Annotated in this window: 12 protein-coding genes; 1 reads left to right on the top strand and 11 read right to left on the bottom strand. The window is 58.0% G+C overall.

What is annotated here, in order from left to right; genetic code table 11:
- Positions 1 to 68: 68 nt before the first annotated feature.
- The 9 genes from sucD to sdhC all read right to left on the bottom strand — a co-directional run bounded on the left by sucD (position 69) and on the right by sdhC (position 11,446).
- A complete protein-coding gene (sucD, locus tag AABM55_RS20705) occupies positions 69 to 950 on the bottom strand; it encodes a succinate--CoA ligase subunit alpha (RefSeq protein ID WP_019692317.1) in 882 nt (293 codons plus the stop codon).
- Entirely contained in the window at positions 950 to 2,116 is a 1,167-nt protein-coding gene (gene sucC / locus AABM55_RS20710) for an ADP-forming succinate--CoA ligase subunit beta (RefSeq protein WP_007919879.1), read from the bottom strand. The genes sucD and sucC overlap by 1 nt, the downstream gene beginning before the upstream one ends.
- Positions 2,117 to 2,312: 196 nt before the next feature.
- Positions 2,313 to 3,749 carry a dihydrolipoyl dehydrogenase gene (lpdA, locus tag AABM55_RS20715; protein WP_054593421.1) on the bottom strand — a complete coding sequence of 479 codons (1,437 nt, stop codon included), beginning with the start codon at positions 3,747 to 3,749 and terminating at the stop codon, positions 2,313 to 2,315.
- Positions 3,750 to 3,860: 111 nt separating this feature from the next.
- A complete protein-coding gene (gene odhB, locus AABM55_RS20720; protein WP_054593422.1) occupies positions 3,861 to 5,078 on the bottom strand; it encodes a 2-oxoglutarate dehydrogenase complex dihydrolipoyllysine-residue succinyltransferase in 1,218 nt (405 codons plus the stop codon).
- Positions 5,079 to 5,120: 42 nt separating this feature from the next.
- Positions 5,121 to 7,952 (bottom strand): 2-oxoglutarate dehydrogenase E1 component, encoded by a 2,832-nt coding sequence (locus AABM55_RS20725; protein WP_054593423.1) that lies wholly within the window; start codon positions 7,950 to 7,952, stop codon positions 5,121 to 5,123.
- 262 nt (positions 7,953 to 8,214) lie between these two features.
- Positions 8,215 to 8,919: a succinate dehydrogenase iron-sulfur subunit gene (locus tag AABM55_RS20730; RefSeq protein WP_054593424.1), complete on the bottom strand. Its 705-nt coding sequence runs from the start codon at positions 8,917 to 8,919 to the stop codon at positions 8,215 to 8,217.
- 11 nt (positions 8,920 to 8,930) lie between these two features.
- Positions 8,931 to 10,706 carry a succinate dehydrogenase flavoprotein subunit gene (sdhA, locus tag AABM55_RS20735; RefSeq protein ID WP_054593425.1) on the bottom strand — a complete coding sequence of 592 codons (1,776 nt, stop codon included), beginning with the start codon at positions 10,704 to 10,706 and terminating at the stop codon, positions 8,931 to 8,933.
- A 3-nt stretch (positions 10,707 to 10,709) separates the two neighbouring features.
- A complete protein-coding gene (gene sdhD, locus AABM55_RS20740) occupies positions 10,710 to 11,078 on the bottom strand; it encodes a succinate dehydrogenase, hydrophobic membrane anchor protein (RefSeq protein ID WP_019692323.1) in 369 nt (122 codons plus the stop codon).
- A complete protein-coding gene (sdhC, locus tag AABM55_RS20745) occupies positions 11,072 to 11,446 on the bottom strand; it encodes a succinate dehydrogenase, cytochrome b556 subunit (RefSeq protein ID WP_081013689.1) in 375 nt (124 codons plus the stop codon). The genes sdhD and sdhC overlap by 7 nt, the downstream gene beginning before the upstream one ends.
- A 363-nt stretch (positions 11,447 to 11,809) precedes the next feature.
- Here sdhC and gltA point away from each other — a divergent pair, with 363 nt between their 5' ends.
- Positions 11,810 to 13,099 (top strand): citrate synthase, encoded by a 1,290-nt coding sequence (gene gltA / locus AABM55_RS20750; RefSeq protein WP_019692325.1) that lies wholly within the window; start codon positions 11,810 to 11,812, stop codon positions 13,097 to 13,099.
- Positions 13,100 to 13,393: 294 nt separating this feature from the next.
- On the opposite strand, the gene AABM55_RS20755 is transcribed toward gltA, so the two are convergent.
- Together AABM55_RS20755 and AABM55_RS20760 are read right to left on the bottom strand one after the other, a co-directional pair.
- The gene (locus AABM55_RS20755; protein WP_054593427.1) at positions 13,394 to 15,052 is read right to left on the bottom strand and encodes a cation acetate symporter; all 1,659 of its coding nucleotides are present in this window, start codon (positions 15,050 to 15,052) and stop codon (positions 13,394 to 13,396) included.
- Entirely contained in the window at positions 15,049 to 15,360 is a 312-nt protein-coding gene (locus AABM55_RS20760) for a DUF485 domain-containing protein (RefSeq protein ID WP_054593428.1), read from the bottom strand. Before AABM55_RS20760 ends, AABM55_RS20755 begins: the two co-directional genes overlap by 4 nt.
- Positions 15,361 to 15,386: the final 26 nt, after the last annotated feature.

Below are 15,386 nucleotides of genomic sequence, written 5' to 3' on the forward strand. Positions count from 1 at the left end.
CCCCCGGAAACGACAAAGGCCACCCGAAGGTGGCCTTTGTTTGGTGGAGCGTCAGCTAAGCGCGAGGCTTACTTGACAGCCCAGCCAGTCAGCTCGGCCAGGGCCTTGCCGATGTCTGCCAGCGAACGCACGGTTTTAACGCCTGCGTCTTGCAGAGCAGCGAATTTCTCGTCTGCAGTGCCTTTGCCGCCAGAGATGATTGCGCCAGCATGGCCCATGCGCTTGCCCGCAGGAGCAGTCACACCAGCGATGTAGGAAACAACCGGCTTGGTCACGTGTGCCTTGATGTAGGCAGCCGCTTCTTCTTCAGCCGAACCGCCGATCTCACCGATCATGACGATCGCTTCGGTCTTCGGGTCTTCCTGGAACAGCTTCAGGATGTCGATGAAGTTCGAACCCGGGATCGGGTCACCGCCGATGCCGACGCAGGTCGACTGACCGAAACCGGCATCAGTAGTCTGCTTCACAGCTTCGTAGGTCAGGGTGCCGGAACGCGAAACGATACCGACCTTGCCTGGCAAGTGAATGTGACCTGGCATGATGCCGATCTTGCATTCGCCTGGAGTGATCACGCCTGGGCAGTTAGGGCCGATCAGGATCACGCCCAGCTCGTCGCACTTGACCTTGGCATCCAGCATGTCCAGGGTAGGAATGCCTTCAGTGATGCAAACGATCAGCTTGATGCCGCCGAATGCTGCTTCCAGGATCGAGTCCTTGCAGAAAGGAGCTGGAACGTAGATCACGCTGGCGGTGGCGCCGGTGGCTGCTACAGCGTCTTTCACAGTGTTGAACACTGGCAGACCCAGGTGCTCGGTGCCGCCTTTGCCTGGAGTTACGCCGCCAACCATCTTGGTGCCGTACTCGATGGCTTGCTGGGTGTGGAAACTACCTTGCGAACCGGTAATACCCTGGCAGATAACTTTGGTGTCTTTATTGATCAGGACGCTCATTATTTGCCCTCCGCAGCTTTAACGACTTGTTGAGCAGCGTCGGTCAGGCTGGTAGCAGCGATGATGTTCAAACCGCTTTCTGCCAGTACTTTAGCGCCCAGCTCAGCGTTGTTGCCTTCAAGGCGAACAACAACCGGGATTTTCACGCCGACTTCTTTCACAGCGCCAATGATGCCTTCGGCAATCATGTCGCAGCGAACGATGCCGCCGAAGATGTTGACCAATACTGCAGCGACGTTAGTGTCGGACAGGATGATCTTGAACGCTTCGGTAACGCGTTCTTTGGTAGCACCGCCGCCCACGTCGAGGAAGTTGGCTGGTTTGCCGCCATGCAGGTTGACGATGTCCATGGTACCCATGGCCAGGCCAGCACCGTTGACCATGCAACCGATGTTGCCTTCCAGGGCTACGTAGTTCAGTTCGAACTTGGCAGCGTGCGCTTCGCGCGGATCGTCTTGCGACGGATCGTGGAAAGTCTTCAGCTTAGGCTGACGGTACATGGCGTTGGCGTCGATGTTGATCTTCGCGTCCAGGCAGTGCAGATCGCCGTCAGCCTTGATCACCAGCGGGTTCACTTCCAGCAGAGCCAGGTCGTGATCCTTGAACAGCTTGGCCAGACCTACGAAGATCTTGGCGAACTGAGCAACTTGCTTGCCTTCCAGACCCAGCTGGAATGCCAGCTCGCGACCCTGGAATGGCTGAGCGCCAACCAGTGGATCGATAGTGGCCTTGAGGATTTTCTCAGGGGTGTCGTGAGCGATTTTCTCGATGTCCACGCCACCTTCGGTGGAAGCCATGAACACGATGCGACGGCTCGAACGGTCAACGACAGCGCCCAGGTACAGCTCTTTAGCGATATCAGTGCACGATTCAACCAGGATCTTGGTGACTGGCTGACCATTGGCATCAGTCTGGTAAGTCACCAGACGCTTGCCCAACCACTGTTGAGCGAATGCTTTAGCGTCTTCTTTGCTGCGAACCAGCTTGACGCCGCCCGCTTTACCGCGACCACCGGCGTGAACCTGGGCTTTGACAACCCACTCGCTGCCGCCGATTTTGTCGCAAGCTTCTGCTGCTGCTTCCGGGGTGTCTACCGCGTAACCGGTCGATACTGGCAGGCCGTACTCAGCGAACAGCTGCTTACCCTGATACTCGTGAAGATTCATGCTTATTACCGTCTTCGTTAGGTACTGCGCATTCGGTGCTGCACTCATTCAAGTGCCGCACCACCTGTGACTGCTGCTTGCGTAGCCTTTCCGGATACCCGGTACAGCTACGCAAGGCTGCGTCCAGCGGATATTCCGCGGTGAGTCTTGCAGGCAAGGCTCACGACGGGCCATTCCGCCGTGGTTTCTTATTGTCTTAACGCTTCTTGCGGTTGGCGATGTGGATGGCGCCGCCATTCACTGCCAGAGCTGCTTCGTGCAAGGCTTCGGACAGGGTCGGATGGGAGAAAACCATCATGCCCAGGTCTTCGGCGCTAGTGCCGAATTCCATGCCGATTGCACCCTGCTGTACCAGTTCTGCTGCGCTCGGGCCAATCACGTGGACGCCCAATACGCGGTCAGTCTTGGCATCGGCGATAACTTTGACGAAACCACCGGTATCGTTGGCTGCCATGGCACGGCCAGAGGCTGCAAACGGGAAAGTGCCGACGTTAACTTCAACGCCTTCAGCTTTCAAGGCCTGCTCGGTTTTACCGACCCATGCAATTTCCGGGTGAGTATAAATAACCGAAGGGATCAGGTCATAGTTCATCTGGGCTTTGTGGCCCTTGATGCGCTCGACAACCATGATGCCCTCTTCCGAGGCCTTGTGTGCCAGCATCATGCCGCGAACCACGTCACCAATGGCGTAAACGCCCGGTACGGTGGTGGCGCAGTGATCGTCAACGTGCACGAAACCGCGCTCGTCGAGGGTCACGCCGCAATCGGCGGACAGCAGATCAGTGGTCACTGGACGGCGACCAACGGCTACGATCAGCTTGTCGAAAGTGATGTTCTGTTCGCCGTTGGCATCGGTGTAGTTCACAACGACTTCGTTGCCGTTCACTTTGGAACCGGTAACGCGAGCCCCCAGCTTGATGTCCAGACCCTGTTTGGTCAGGGTTTTCAGCGCTTCCTTGGAAACAGCAGCGTCAGCCGCCATCAGGAAGGTGTCCAGCGCTTCAAGAACGGTAACTTCTGCGCCCAGACGGGACCAGACCGAACCCAACTCCAGACCAATCACGCCAGCGCCGATTACGCCCAGACGCTTAGGTACGGACTGGAATTCCAGAGCGCCGGTCGAATCGACGATCACGTTCTGGTCAACCGGAGCCGGTGGAATGTCGATCGGACGCGAACCTGGAGCCAGGATCACGTTCTCGGCTTCGATGATTTCGACGCTGCCGTCAGGCTTGGTCAGCTCGACTTTCTTGCCGGCCAGCAGTTTGCCGTGGCCTTGCAGGGAGGTCACGCCATTGGCTTTGAACAGGGTGGCAACGCCAGAGGTCAGGCCTTTGACGATGTTGGCCTTGCGGCCGACCATTGCTGGCACGTCCATGGTCACGCCAGCGTGGTTGATGCCGTGGATCGCGAAGCCGTCTTGAGCTTCGTGAAACTTCCAGGAGCTGTCCAGCAGCGCCTTGGACGGAATGCAGCCGACGTTCAGGCAAGTACCGCCGAGGGCCAGTTTGCCCTCTTTGTCGGTGTATTTCTCGATGCAGGCAGTCGAAAGGCCAAGTTGCGCCGCTTTAATGGCAGCTACGTAGCCGCCAGGGCCCGCACCAATCACTACCACGTCGAATTTCTGAGTCATGTGTCATTCCTTCTCGAATCAAACCGGACGATCCCGTTCAGGGGACCGTCGTGGGACGAAGCTGGTCATTACAGATGGGCCGCTCATCGCTGAGCGGCCCGTGCAACGAAATCAGATATCCAGCAGCAGACGAGCCGGGTCTTCCAGCAGGTTCTTGATGGTAACCAGGAAGGTCACAGCTTCTTTGCCGTCGATCAAACGGTGATCGTAGGACAGAGCCAGGTACATCATCGGACGAATAACAACCTGACCGTTGATCGCCATCGGACGCTGCAGAATGTTGTGCATGCCCAGGATAGCCGCTTGTGGCGGGTTGACGATCGGGGTCGACATCATCGAGCCGAATGTACCACCGTTGGTGATGGTGAACGTGCCACCGGTCATTTCGTCGATGGTCAGCTTGCCGTCGCGAGCCTTCTTGCCGAAGTTGGCAATGCCGCCTTCGATTTCAGCCAGGCTCATCAGTTCGGCGTTACGCAGAACCGGCACCACCAGGCCACGGTCGCTGGATACGGCAACGCCGACGTCAGCATAGCCGTGGTACACGATGTCGCCACCGTCGATGGAAGCGTTGACAGCCGGGAAGCGTTTCAGCGCTTCGGTGGCCGCTTTCACGAAGAACGACATGAAGCCCAGGCGCACGCCATTGTGGGACTTCTCGAACAGGTCCTTGTACTTCGAACGCAGGGCCATGACTTCAGTCATGTCGACTTCGTTGAAAGTAGTCAGCATCGCCATGTTCGACTGGGCTTCAACCAGGCGCTTGGCCACGGTTGCACGCACGCGGGTCATCGGTACGCGCTTCTCGGTGCGGTCGCCAGCAGCGAACACAGGAGCAGCGGCAGCCGGGGCAGCGGCCTTGGCAGGCGCGGCAGCCGGAGCAGCGGCCTTGGCAGCAACTGCAGCAACCACGTCTTCCTTGGTCACACGACCGCCTTTGCCAGTACCGGCAACGGAAGCGATGTTGATGCCGTTTTCTTCAGCCAGCTTGCGAGCAGCCGGTGCAGCAACAGGATCATCTTCGCCAACAACGGACAAAGCAGCAGCCTGTGCAGGTGCAGCAGCGGCAGCCGGAGCGGCGGCAACAGCACCGCCCTCCCCGATGGAGCCCAGGACTTCGTCGGACAGAACGGTGTCGCCTTCGTTCTTGACGATAGCGCCCAGTACGCCATCAGCGGTAGCCAACACTTCAAGTACGACTTTATCGGTTTCGATGTCGACGATCAGTTCGTCGCGCTTGACCGCGTCGCCCGGTTTTTTGTGCCAGGTGGCAACGGTGCCATCGGCAACCGATTCCGGGAAAGTGGGGGCTTTGATCTCGATAGCCATTGTCTGTGGTTCCTTAAATTCGGTTTCAGGTGCGCGAAGGCGTTAAACAGTAAAGGCGTCTTGCAGCAGTTTTTCCTGCTGCTCGGCGTGCATCGATGCATAACCACATGCAGGTGCAGCAGAAGCGTCACGGCCCGCGTACTCGAGTACGAGAGACTTGTTGTGACCGCCAACGATGCGGCGCATGTGATGCTGGCTGCAGTACCAGGCACCCTGGTTCATCGGCTCTTCCTGACACCAAACGACGTGTTTGAGGTTGGAATAAGGAGCCAGGACTTCAATCAAGTCGTCCTCAGGGAATGGGTACAGCTGCTCAAGACGCACGATGGCGATGTCGTCACGACCTTCGGCACGGCGTTTTTCCAGCAGGTCGTAGTAGACCTTGCCGCTACACAGCACGAGACGAGTGACCTTTTTCGGATCATGCGCATCGATTTCCGGAATAACGGTCTGGAACGAACCTTCGGCCAGATCTTCCAGGGTCGAGATGGCCAGCTTGTGACGCAACAGCGACTTCGGAGTCAGCACTACCAATGGTTTGCGCAGAGGACGAATCACCTGGCGACGCAGCAAGTGGTAGATCTGGGCCGGCGTAGTCGGCATGCACACCTGAATGTTGTGCTCGGCGCACAGCTGCAGGTAACGCTCCAGACGAGCCGAAGAGTGCTCCGGACCCTGACCTTCATAACCGTGTGGCAGCAACATGGTCAGACCGCACAGACGGCCCCACTTGTGCTCACCGCTGGTGATGAACTGGTCGATAACCACTTGGGCACCGTTGGCGAAGTCGCCGAACTGGGCTTCCCAGATCACCAGCGCGTCAGGCGTGGTGGTGGAGTAGCCGTATTCGAACGCCAGTACGGCTTCTTCGGACAGGAACGAATCGTACAGGTCGAAACGTGGCTGGCCTTCGTACAGGTGTTGCAACGGGATGTAGGTGCCCGCGTCTTTCTGGTTGTGCAATACCGCATGACGGTGCGAGAACGTACCGCGGCCGATGTCCTGGCCGGTCATGCGAATCGGGTGACCTTCGAACGCCAGGGTCGCGTACGCCATGGTTTCGGCGTAACCCCAGTTGATCGGCAGGCCGCCGGCTTGCATTTTCTGACGGTCTTCGTAGATCTTCGCAACCTGGCGCTGAACCACGAAACCTTCCGGGATTTCCAGCAGTTTGGCGGACAGCTCTTGCAGGGTCTTCAGATCGAACGTGGTGTCGTGACGCGCAGTCCAGGCGTGGCCCAGGTACGGACGCCAGTCGACGAACAGCTCTTTGTTCGGCTCCTTGACCAGGCTTTTCACTACGTGCAGACCGTTGTCCAGCGCGTTGCGGTATTCGTCGACTTTCGTCTGAACACGCGCAGCGTCAAGCACACCACTCTGGGTCAGGCGATCGGCATACAGCTCACGCGTGGTGCGCTGCTTGGTGATCTGCTGATACATCAGAGGCTGGGTGCCGCTTGGCTCGTCCGCTTCGTTGTGGCCGCGACGACGGTAGCAGACCAGGTCGATCACCACGTCACGCTTGAACTGCATGCGGTAGTCGATGGCCAGCTGGGTCACGAACAATACGGCTTCCGGATCATCACCATTCACATGGAGGATCGGCGCCTGGATCATTTTCGCAACGTCGGTGGCGTACTCGGTGGAGCGCGAGTCTTCCGGGTTGCTGATGGTGAAGCCAACCTGGTTGTTGATCACGATGTGAACCGTACCGCCAGTCCGGAAGCCGCGAGTCTGCGACATCTGGAAGGTTTCCATGACCACGCCCTGACCGGCGAATGCCGCGTCACCGTGGATGGAAATCGGCAGGACTTTCTCACCGGTTGGATCGTTGCGACGATCCTGACGGGCACGGACCGAACCCTCGACCACTGGCGAAACGATTTCCAGGTGGGACGGGTTGAAGGCCATGGCCAGGTGGACTTCGCCGCCTGCGGTCATCACGTTGGAGGAGAAGCCCTGGTGGTATTTAACGTCACCGGAGCCCAGCTCGACCTTCTTCTTGCCTTCGAACTCGTCGAACAGCTCGCGCGGGTTCTTGCCGAAGGTGTTGACCAGCACGTTCAGACGGCCACGGTGGGCCATGCCGATAACGATTTCCTTGGTGCCGTAGGAACCGGAGCGCTGGATCAGCTCGTCCAGCATCGGAATCAGGCTTTCGCCGCCTTCCAGGCCGAAACGCTTGGTGCCCGGGTATTTGGTACCCAGGTATTTTTCCAGACCTTCGCCTGCGGTGACGCGCTCAAGCAGATGGCTCTTGATGTCGGCCGAATACACTGGACGACCACGCACGCCTTCCAGACGCTGCTGGAACCACTGGCGCTGCTCGGAATCGACGATGTGAGTAAATTCAGCGCCGATGGTGCGGCAATATGTCTGCTGCAACGCTTCGTGAATTTCGCGTAGGCTCGCTTCCTCTTTGCCGATGAACAGGTCGCCGGCACGGAAGGTCGTATCAAGATCGGCATTGGTCAAGCCGTAATGATTGATCGACAGGTCTGCAGGTGCAGGACGCTGCCACAGCCCCAGCGGGTCAAGCTGGGCTGCCTGGTGGCCACGCATACGGTAGGCCTGGATCAGTCGCAGTACTTCAACTTGCTTCTTCTCGTGCTCACTGCTCACGCTGCCGGCGGAAACCGGTTGGGCGCGGCGCTGGTTCTTTGCCAGCAGCACGAAATGATCGCGAATCGTCGAGTGCGATACATCGGTGGCAGCGTTGCCGTCAGCGGGCAACGTCTGAAATTTGGTGCGCCACTCTTCTGGCACAGCGTTAGGGTCGTGCAGGTAGAGCTCATAAAGCTCTTCCACATAGGCAGCGTTACCACCTGAAAGATAGCCGCTGTTCCACATGCGCTGCATCACGCTTTCTTGCATGCTTGGTCACCCTCGGTTAGGGGAACACCATCGGCGAAGACACCGAGCAAGCTTGCAGAAGTCCGAGTGCAGCGACCAAAACAAGCCACTTAGGATCACGCTGATAGTCCGGGTACCAGCCCGGATGCCCCTGCTTGTCTCATTTCTTCAAAATAAGAGCCGCAGCCTTGTGGGCTGCCACTCTGGTTATAGCCAAGACGCGGGTTGAAGCCCGCGCCTTAGCCTCTACGGGTACAGCAGTTCTACGGGTACAACAGCTGAATCACACGCCGCTTTGCAGCAGCATGTTACGTATGTGACCGATGGCCTTAGTCGGGTTCAGGCCTTTCGGACATACGTTGACGCAGTTCATGATCCCGCGGCAGCGGAATACGCTGAACGGGTCATCCAGCGAAGCCAGACGCTCGGAAGTCTTGGTGTCACGGCTGTCTGCCAGGAAGCGGTAGGCTTGCAGCAGAGCAGCTGGACCCAGGAACTTGTCCGGGTTCCACCAGAAGGACGGGCAAGAGGTCGAGCAGCAAGCGCACAGGATGCACTCGTACAGACCGTCGAGTTTTTCACGCTCTTCAGGAGTCTGCAGACGCTCGATGGCCGGAGCCGGCGTGTCGTTCTGCAGGAAAGGCTTAACCTTTTCGTATTGCTTGTAGAAGATGCTCATATCGACGACCAGGTCACGGATAACCGGCAAACCTGGCAGAGGACGAACGATCAACTTGTTACCTTTGACGACGGCAGACAGCGGCGTGACGCAGGCCAGACCGTTTTTGCCGTTGATGTTCATGCCGTCGGAACCGCAAACACCTTCACGGCAAGAGCGACGATAGGAGAAACCCTCGTCCTGCTCTTTGATCAGGGCCAGCACGTCCAGCACCATCAGGTCTTTACCACCGGTGTCGACCTTGAATTCCTGCATGAACGGCGCGGCGTCCTGATCAGGGTTGTAGCGATAAACACTGACTTGCAACATGGCGGCCACCCTTAATAAGTCCGAATCTTAGGTTCAAAAGTCGGAACAGTCTTCGGCGAGAAGTTCACGGCACGCTTGGTAACGCGCTTGTCACCCGGGAAGTACAGGGTGTGGCACAGCCAGTTTTCGTCGTCGCGATCTTCGTAGTCTTCACGGGCGTGAGCGCCGCGGGACTCTTTGCGGATCTCTGCAGCAATGGCAGTAGCTTCGGCCACTTCCAGCAGGTTTTGCAGTTCCAGCGCTTCGATACGAGCAGTGTTGAACGCCTGGCTCTTATCGTTGATCTTGACGTTGGCGATACGGCCACGCAGATCAGCCAGCTGAGCAATACCCTTCTGCATGTATTCGCCGGTACGGAATACACCGAAGTAGTTCTGCATGCAGCTTTGCAGCTCTTTACGCAGGGTAGCGACGTCTTCGCCTTCGGTACGCGAGTTCAGGCCATCGAGACGCGCCAGGGCTGCGTCGATGTCGGACTGGCGAGGGCGAGCGTAGTCGACGCCTTCTTTCAGGGTCTGCTCCAGGAACAGGCCGGCCGCACGGCCGAACACCACCAGGTCGAGCAGCGAGTTGCCGCCCAGACGGTTGGCACCGTGAACCGATACGCACGCCACTTCGCCTACCGCGAACAGGCCAGGAATGATCTGGTCCTTGCCGTCGGCATCCTGAGTGATTGCCTGACCATGAATGTTGGTGGCAACGCCGCCCATCATATAGTGGCAGGTTGGAACAACCGGGATCGGCGCTACGGCTGGATCGACGTGAGCGAAGGTCTTGGACAGTTCCATGATGCCTGGCAGACGGCTGTGCAGAACTTCTTCACCGAGGTGATCGAGTTTCAGCATCACGTGGTCGCCATCCGGACCGCAACCGTTGCCGGCGATGATTTCTTTAACCATCGAGCGAGCAACCACGTCACGACCAGCAAGGTCTTTGGCGTTCGGAGCATAACGCTCCATGAAACGCTCGCCGTGCTTGTTGATCAGGTAACCGCCTTCACCGCGGCAACCCTCGGTAACCAGTACACCGGCGCCGGCGATGCCGGTCGGGTGGAACTGCCACATTTCGATGTCTTGTACCGGCACGCCAGCACGCAGAGCCATGCCGACGCCGTCACCGGTGTTGATCAGGGCGTTGGTGGTGGACGAGTAGATACGACCTGCACCGCCAGTCGCCAGAACGGTGGCGTTAGCGCGGACGTAGGAGGTTTCGCCGGTTTCGATGCAGATGACGATCATGCCGACAAAGGCACCGTCTTCGTTCTTCACCAGGTCGACGCCGTAGTATTCGTTGAGGAATACGGTGCCGGCCTTGAGGTTGGCCTGGTACAGGGTGTGCAGCAGAGCGTGACCGGTACGGTCGGCAGCAGCGCAGGTACGGGCAGCCTGGCCACCTTTACCGAAGTCTTTCGACTGACCGCCGAACGGACGCTGATAGATGCGACCCTGTTCGGTACGGGAGAACGGCAAGCCCATGTGCTCGAGCTCGAAGACCGCTTCCGGGCCTACGGAACACATGTATTCGATAGCGTCCTGGTCACCGATGTAGTCGGAACCCTTGACGGTATCGTACATGTGCCAGCGCCAGTCATCGTTCGGATCAGCGGAGGCGATGGCGCAGGTGATGCCACCCTGTGCGGATACGGTGTGCGAACGAGTCGGGAAAACCTTGGTAACTACGGCAGTCTTGTGACCACCTTGTGCCAGCTGCAGCGCAGCGCGCATGCCGGCACCGCCGCCGCCAATGATGATGGCGTCGAACGAAAGCGTATTTACTGAGTTAGACATGAATCAGATACCCCAGAGAATCTGCACACCCCAGACGAAGTAAGCGAACATTGCAACGCCGCATACTGCCTGGAAAAGGAAACGTACTGCAGTCGCGGACTTGCCCAGCGCCATCGGCGTCAGGTAGTCGGTCGCGATGGTCCACATGCCGACCCAGGCGTGAGCGCCAAGGGCAACCAGGGCCAACAGACTGAAGATGCGCATCCAGTTGTTTGCGAACAGCAAGTGCCATTGGGCGTAGCCAAGGCCAGGGTGCGCAACAAGGTATCCGATCAGGAAAATGAAATAAGCCGCGAGAACGACCGCAGACACACGCTGTGCCATCCAGTCATAGAGGCCCGAACGCGATAGGTTCGTAACGCTGGTTACCATATCCAAACTCCCGCCAGAACGATCAACACCACGGAAATGGCGATGATAATTTTCGAGCCCAGTTTGCCGCCTTCCAGCGTCTCACCGATGCCCATGTCCATGATCAGATGGCGTACACCGGCCACCATGTGATACAGCAAGGCGGACAGCAGGCCCCATGCTACGAACTTGGCCAGCGGACTGGTCAAGCATGCCTTCACCTCGGCAAAACCTTCCTCGGAACCCAGGGATTTGCTCAATGCATACAGCATGATGCCAAGGCCCAGGAAGAGGATGATGCCGGAAACACGGTGAAGAAACGACGTAACGCCGGTGATGGGGAGTTTGATGGTCCTTAGGTCTAGGTTTACAGGTCGTTGGCTTTTCACGGCTTTTTTTTCACACTGAAGAGCCCCTAACAATCAGGGCAAAGTTGTTGGGGAGTGCACTGGTCAGGTAACCACCACCCAGGGATGCGACCCCCAATAAAGCAGGCCCAAAAGCCCCTGGCGGTCGGTGGCCGAGTATAGACAGTTAGGCTACTAATGACAACGCGTTCACCTTCCCCTAATAGCTCATTGCGCAAGCGGGATAAAAGGCGTAAACGGCAGGTAATTTCGAGGAAAAAGTCCGGTTAAAGCCTTCTGGAGCAAGACTTTAGGCAAATTGACATTCGAATTTATCTCACTATAGTGGTGCGGGCCCTGCGTGGGGGGTCTGTCTGATGATTTCAAGCATAAATAGGAGGCCACATGGCTGACAAAAAAGCGCAGTTGATCATCGAGGGCGCAGCCCCCGTCGAGCTGCCCATTTTAACCGGCACCGTTGGTCCCGATGTAATCGACGTTCGGGGCCTGACGGCCACGGGCCGTTTCACTTTTGACCCGGGTTTCATGTCGACCGCCTCTTGCGAATCGAAGATTACCTATATCGACGGCGACAACGGCATTTTGTTGCACCGCGGCTACCCGATCGAGCAACTCGCCGAGAAGTCGGACTATCTGGAAACCTGCTACCTGCTGCTCAACGGCGAATTGCCGACTGCAGAACAGAAGGCCCAGTTCGTCAGCACCGTCAAGAACCACACCATGGTTCATGAGCAACTGAAGACCTTCTTCAACGGCTTCCGTCGCGACGCCCACCCGATGGCCGTCATGTGCGGTGTAGTCGGCGCCCTTTCGGCGTTCTACCACGACTCCCTGGACATCAATAACCCGCAGCATCGCGAAATCTCCGCGATCCGCCTGGTTGCCAAGATGCCAACCCTCGCAGCAATGGTTTACAAGTACTCCATGGGTCAACCCATGATGTACCCGCGCAACGACCTGTCGTATGCGGAAAACTTCCTGCACATGATGTTCAACACCCCGTGCGAGATCAAACCGATCAGCCCGGTACTCGCCAAGGCCATGGACCGGATCTTCATCCTCCACGCCGACCACGAGCAGAACGCATCGACCTCCACCGTACGCCTGGCCGGCTCGTCGGGTGCCAACCCGTTCGCCTGTATCGCTGCCGGTATCGCTGCACTTTGGGGCCCGGCTCACGGCGGCGCCAACGAAGCCGTGCTGACCATGCTCGACGAAATTGGCGATGTCTCGAACATCGACAAGTTCATCGCCAAGGCCAAGGACAAGAACGATCCGTTCAAACTGATGGGCTTCGGTCACCGGGTTTACAAAAACCGCGACCCACGCGCTACCGTCATGAAAAAGACCTGCGACGAAGTGCTCAAGGAACTGGGTATCCAGAACGATCCGCAACTCGAACTGGCCATGCGCCTGGAAGAGATCGCCCTGACCGACCCGTACTTCATCGAACGCTCGCTGTACCCGAACGTCGACTTCTACTCGGGGATCATCCTCAAGGCGATCGGCATTCCAACCAGCATGTTCACCGTGATCTTCGCCCTGGCGCGGACCGTTGGCTGGATCTCCCACTGGAAAGAAATGCTCTCCAGCCCGTACAAAATTGGCCGCCCGCGCCAGCTGTACACCGGCTACGAGTCGCGTGACATCACCCGGCTTGAAGACCGCAAGTAAGACCTGTCTTGCGATAACGTCTTAGCTGCACCGGAAACGGCCTCTGCCTCTGATACAAGAGCAGAGGCCGTTTTTGTTTACCCCGGATCACCCCTCCGCCCCCTGTAAACCCGGCATACACGATGCCCCCCCCCCCCGAAGAACCGACGCGCCTGATTTGCGACTGCTGCGCAGCCTCGCGGGCTCGGCAGCTGCTACGGAGAGCGTACTCCTCATAAAAAATGCCCCGATCTCTCGACCGGGGCATTTCTGTTTAACGCTGCTTATATAGAGACGCTTATACAACCCTGTACGTTAGTGCGACACCGCCCCGCTCGCCCCCAATCCGGTCTGCGAACGGACGAATTGCGGGAAGAACAGCGCCCGCTCATTGTCAGCCGCTGCGGACTTGTCGGTGATCGAGAAGAACCAGATACCGACAAAGGCAATGGCCATCGAGAACAGCGCCGGGTACTCATACGGGAAGATCGCCTTCTCGTGCCCCATGATCTGCACCCAAATGGTCGGGCCCAGCACCATCAGGCCCACCGCACTGACCAGCCCCATCCAGCCGCCGACCATCGCACCGCGCGTAGTCAGTTTCTTCCAGTACATGGAAAGCAGCAGTACCGGGAAGTTGCAGCTGGCAGCGATCGAGAATGCCAGGCCCACCATGAATGCGATGTTCTGGCTTTCGAACAGGATGCCCAGAACAATCGCCAACACGCCCAAGGCGATGGTGGTGATCTTCGAAACCCGGATCTCATCCTTCTCGTTGGCCTTGCCCTTCTTGATCACACTGGCGTACAGGTCGTGAGACACCGCCGTGGCCCCGGCCAGGGTCAGTCCGGCAACCACCGCCAGAATGGTGGCGAAGGCTACTGCCGAGATGAAGCCGAGGAAGATACTGCCGCCCACCGCATTGGCCAGGTGCACCGCCGCCATGTTGTTGCCGCCCAACAGCGCGCCCGTAGCGTCCTTGAAGGCCGGATTGGTGCTGACCAGCAGGATTGCGCCGAAACCGATGATGAACGTCAGGATGTAGAAGTAACCGATGAAGCCGGTGGCATACAGCACGCTTTTGCGCGCTTCTTTAGCGTCACTCACGGTGAAGAAGCGCATCAGGATATGCGGCAGACCAGCGGTACCGAACATCAATGCCAGGCCAAGGGAGAATGCCGAGATCGGGTCTTTCACCAGACCGCCCGGGCTCATGATCGCTTCACCTTTGGGGTGAACCTTGATCGCCTCGGAGAACAGCGTATTGAAGTCGAAGTGAACATGCTTCATCACCATCAGCGCCATGAACGACGCACCGGACAACAACAGCACAGCCTTGATGATCTGCACCCAAGTGGTCGCCAGCATGCCGCCGAACAACACATAGAGGCACATCAGGATCCCCACCAGAATCACCGCAACATGGTAATCCAGGCCAAACAGCAGCTGGATCAGCTTGCCGGCACCGACCATTTGCGCGATCAGGTAGAACGCCACCACCACCAGCGAACCGCAGGCGGACAAGGTGCGAATCTGGGTTTGCCCAAGGCGGTAGGACGCCACGTCGGCAAAGGTGTACTTACCCAGGTTACGCAGACGCTCGGCGATCAAAAACAGAATGATCGGCCAGCCCACCAGGAAGCCGATCGAGTAGATCAGGCCATCGTAGCCCGAGGCAAACACCAGTGCGGAAATCCCCAGGAAGGACGCCGCCGACATGTAGTCACCGGCAATCGCCAGGCCGTTCTGCAAACCGGTGATCCTGCCACCCGCCGCGTAGTAGTCAGCCGCCGACTTATTGCGCTTGGAGGCCCAGTAGGTGATGCACAGTGTTGCACCGACGAACACCACAAACATCAGGATCGCCGAGACGTTGAGCGGTTGTTTATGCACTTCGCCAGTAAGCGCTTCGGCCGCCCAAACGGCCGGTGCGAAGGCTGCAATGCCTAAAGCTGCCAATAGACGCCGGATCATTGCTGAGCCTCCTTGAGAATCGCATTGTTCAGGTCGTCGAATTCGCCATTGGCGCGTCGTACGTAGATGGCCGTCAGGACGAAGGCCGACACAATCAGCCCTACACCAATCGGTATGCCCCAGGTAATCGATGACTCAGGGCTGATCTTCGCCCCCAGTAGATGCGGCCCGTAAGCAATCAGAAGAATGAATCCTGCGTACAGCCCAAGCATGATCGCCGAGAGAATCCAGGCGAACCGCTCTCGTTTGCGAACCAGCTCCTTGAAGCGCGGGCTGTTTTGAATCGAGAGGTAAATGCTGTCGTTCATTGTTTTTATCCTCGCAGCACAGATTT

Origin of the sequence: Pseudomonas helvetica, from assembly GCF_039908645.1 — a bacterium.
Taxonomy (GTDB): Bacteria; Pseudomonadota; Gammaproteobacteria; order Pseudomonadales; family Pseudomonadaceae; genus Aquipseudomonas; species Aquipseudomonas helvetica.

Bases quoted from the DNA above. Each gene is read 5' to 3' on its own strand.
- AABM55_RS20755 (WP_054593427.1), bottom strand. From the start codon at position 15,052: ATGATCCGGCGTCTATTGGCAGCTTTAGGCATTGCAGCCTTCGCACCG.
- lpdA (WP_054593421.1), bottom strand. From the start codon at position 3,749: ATGACTCAGAAATTCGACGTGGTAGTGATTGGTGCGGGCCCTGGCGGC.
- sdhD (WP_019692323.1), bottom strand. From the start codon at position 11,078: ATGGTAACCAGCGTTACGAACCTATCGCGTTCGGGCCTCTATGACTGG.
- sucC (WP_007919879.1), bottom strand. From the start codon at position 2,116: ATGAATCTTCACGAGTATCAGGGTAAGCAGCTGTTCGCTGAGTACGGC.
- gltA (WP_019692325.1), top strand. From the start codon at position 11,810: ATGGCTGACAAAAAAGCGCAGTTGATCATCGAGGGCGCAGCCCCCGTC.
- sucD (WP_019692317.1), bottom strand. From the start codon at position 950: ATGAGCGTCCTGATCAATAAAGACACCAAAGTTATCTGCCAGGGTATT.
- AABM55_RS20760 (WP_054593428.1), bottom strand. From the start codon at position 15,360: ATGAACGACAGCATTTACCTCTCGATTCAAAACAGCCCGCGCTTCAAG.
- odhB (WP_054593422.1), bottom strand. From the start codon at position 5,078: ATGGCTATCGAGATCAAAGCCCCCACTTTCCCGGAATCGGTTGCCGAT.
- AABM55_RS20730 (WP_054593424.1), bottom strand. From the start codon at position 8,919: ATGTTGCAAGTCAGTGTTTATCGCTACAACCCTGATCAGGACGCCGCG.
- AABM55_RS20725 (WP_054593423.1), bottom strand. From the start codon at position 7,952: ATGCAAGAAAGCGTGATGCAGCGCATGTGGAACAGCGGCTATCTTTCA.
- sdhA (WP_054593425.1), bottom strand. From the start codon at position 10,706: ATGTCTAACTCAGTAAATACGCTTTCGTTCGACGCCATCATCATTGGC.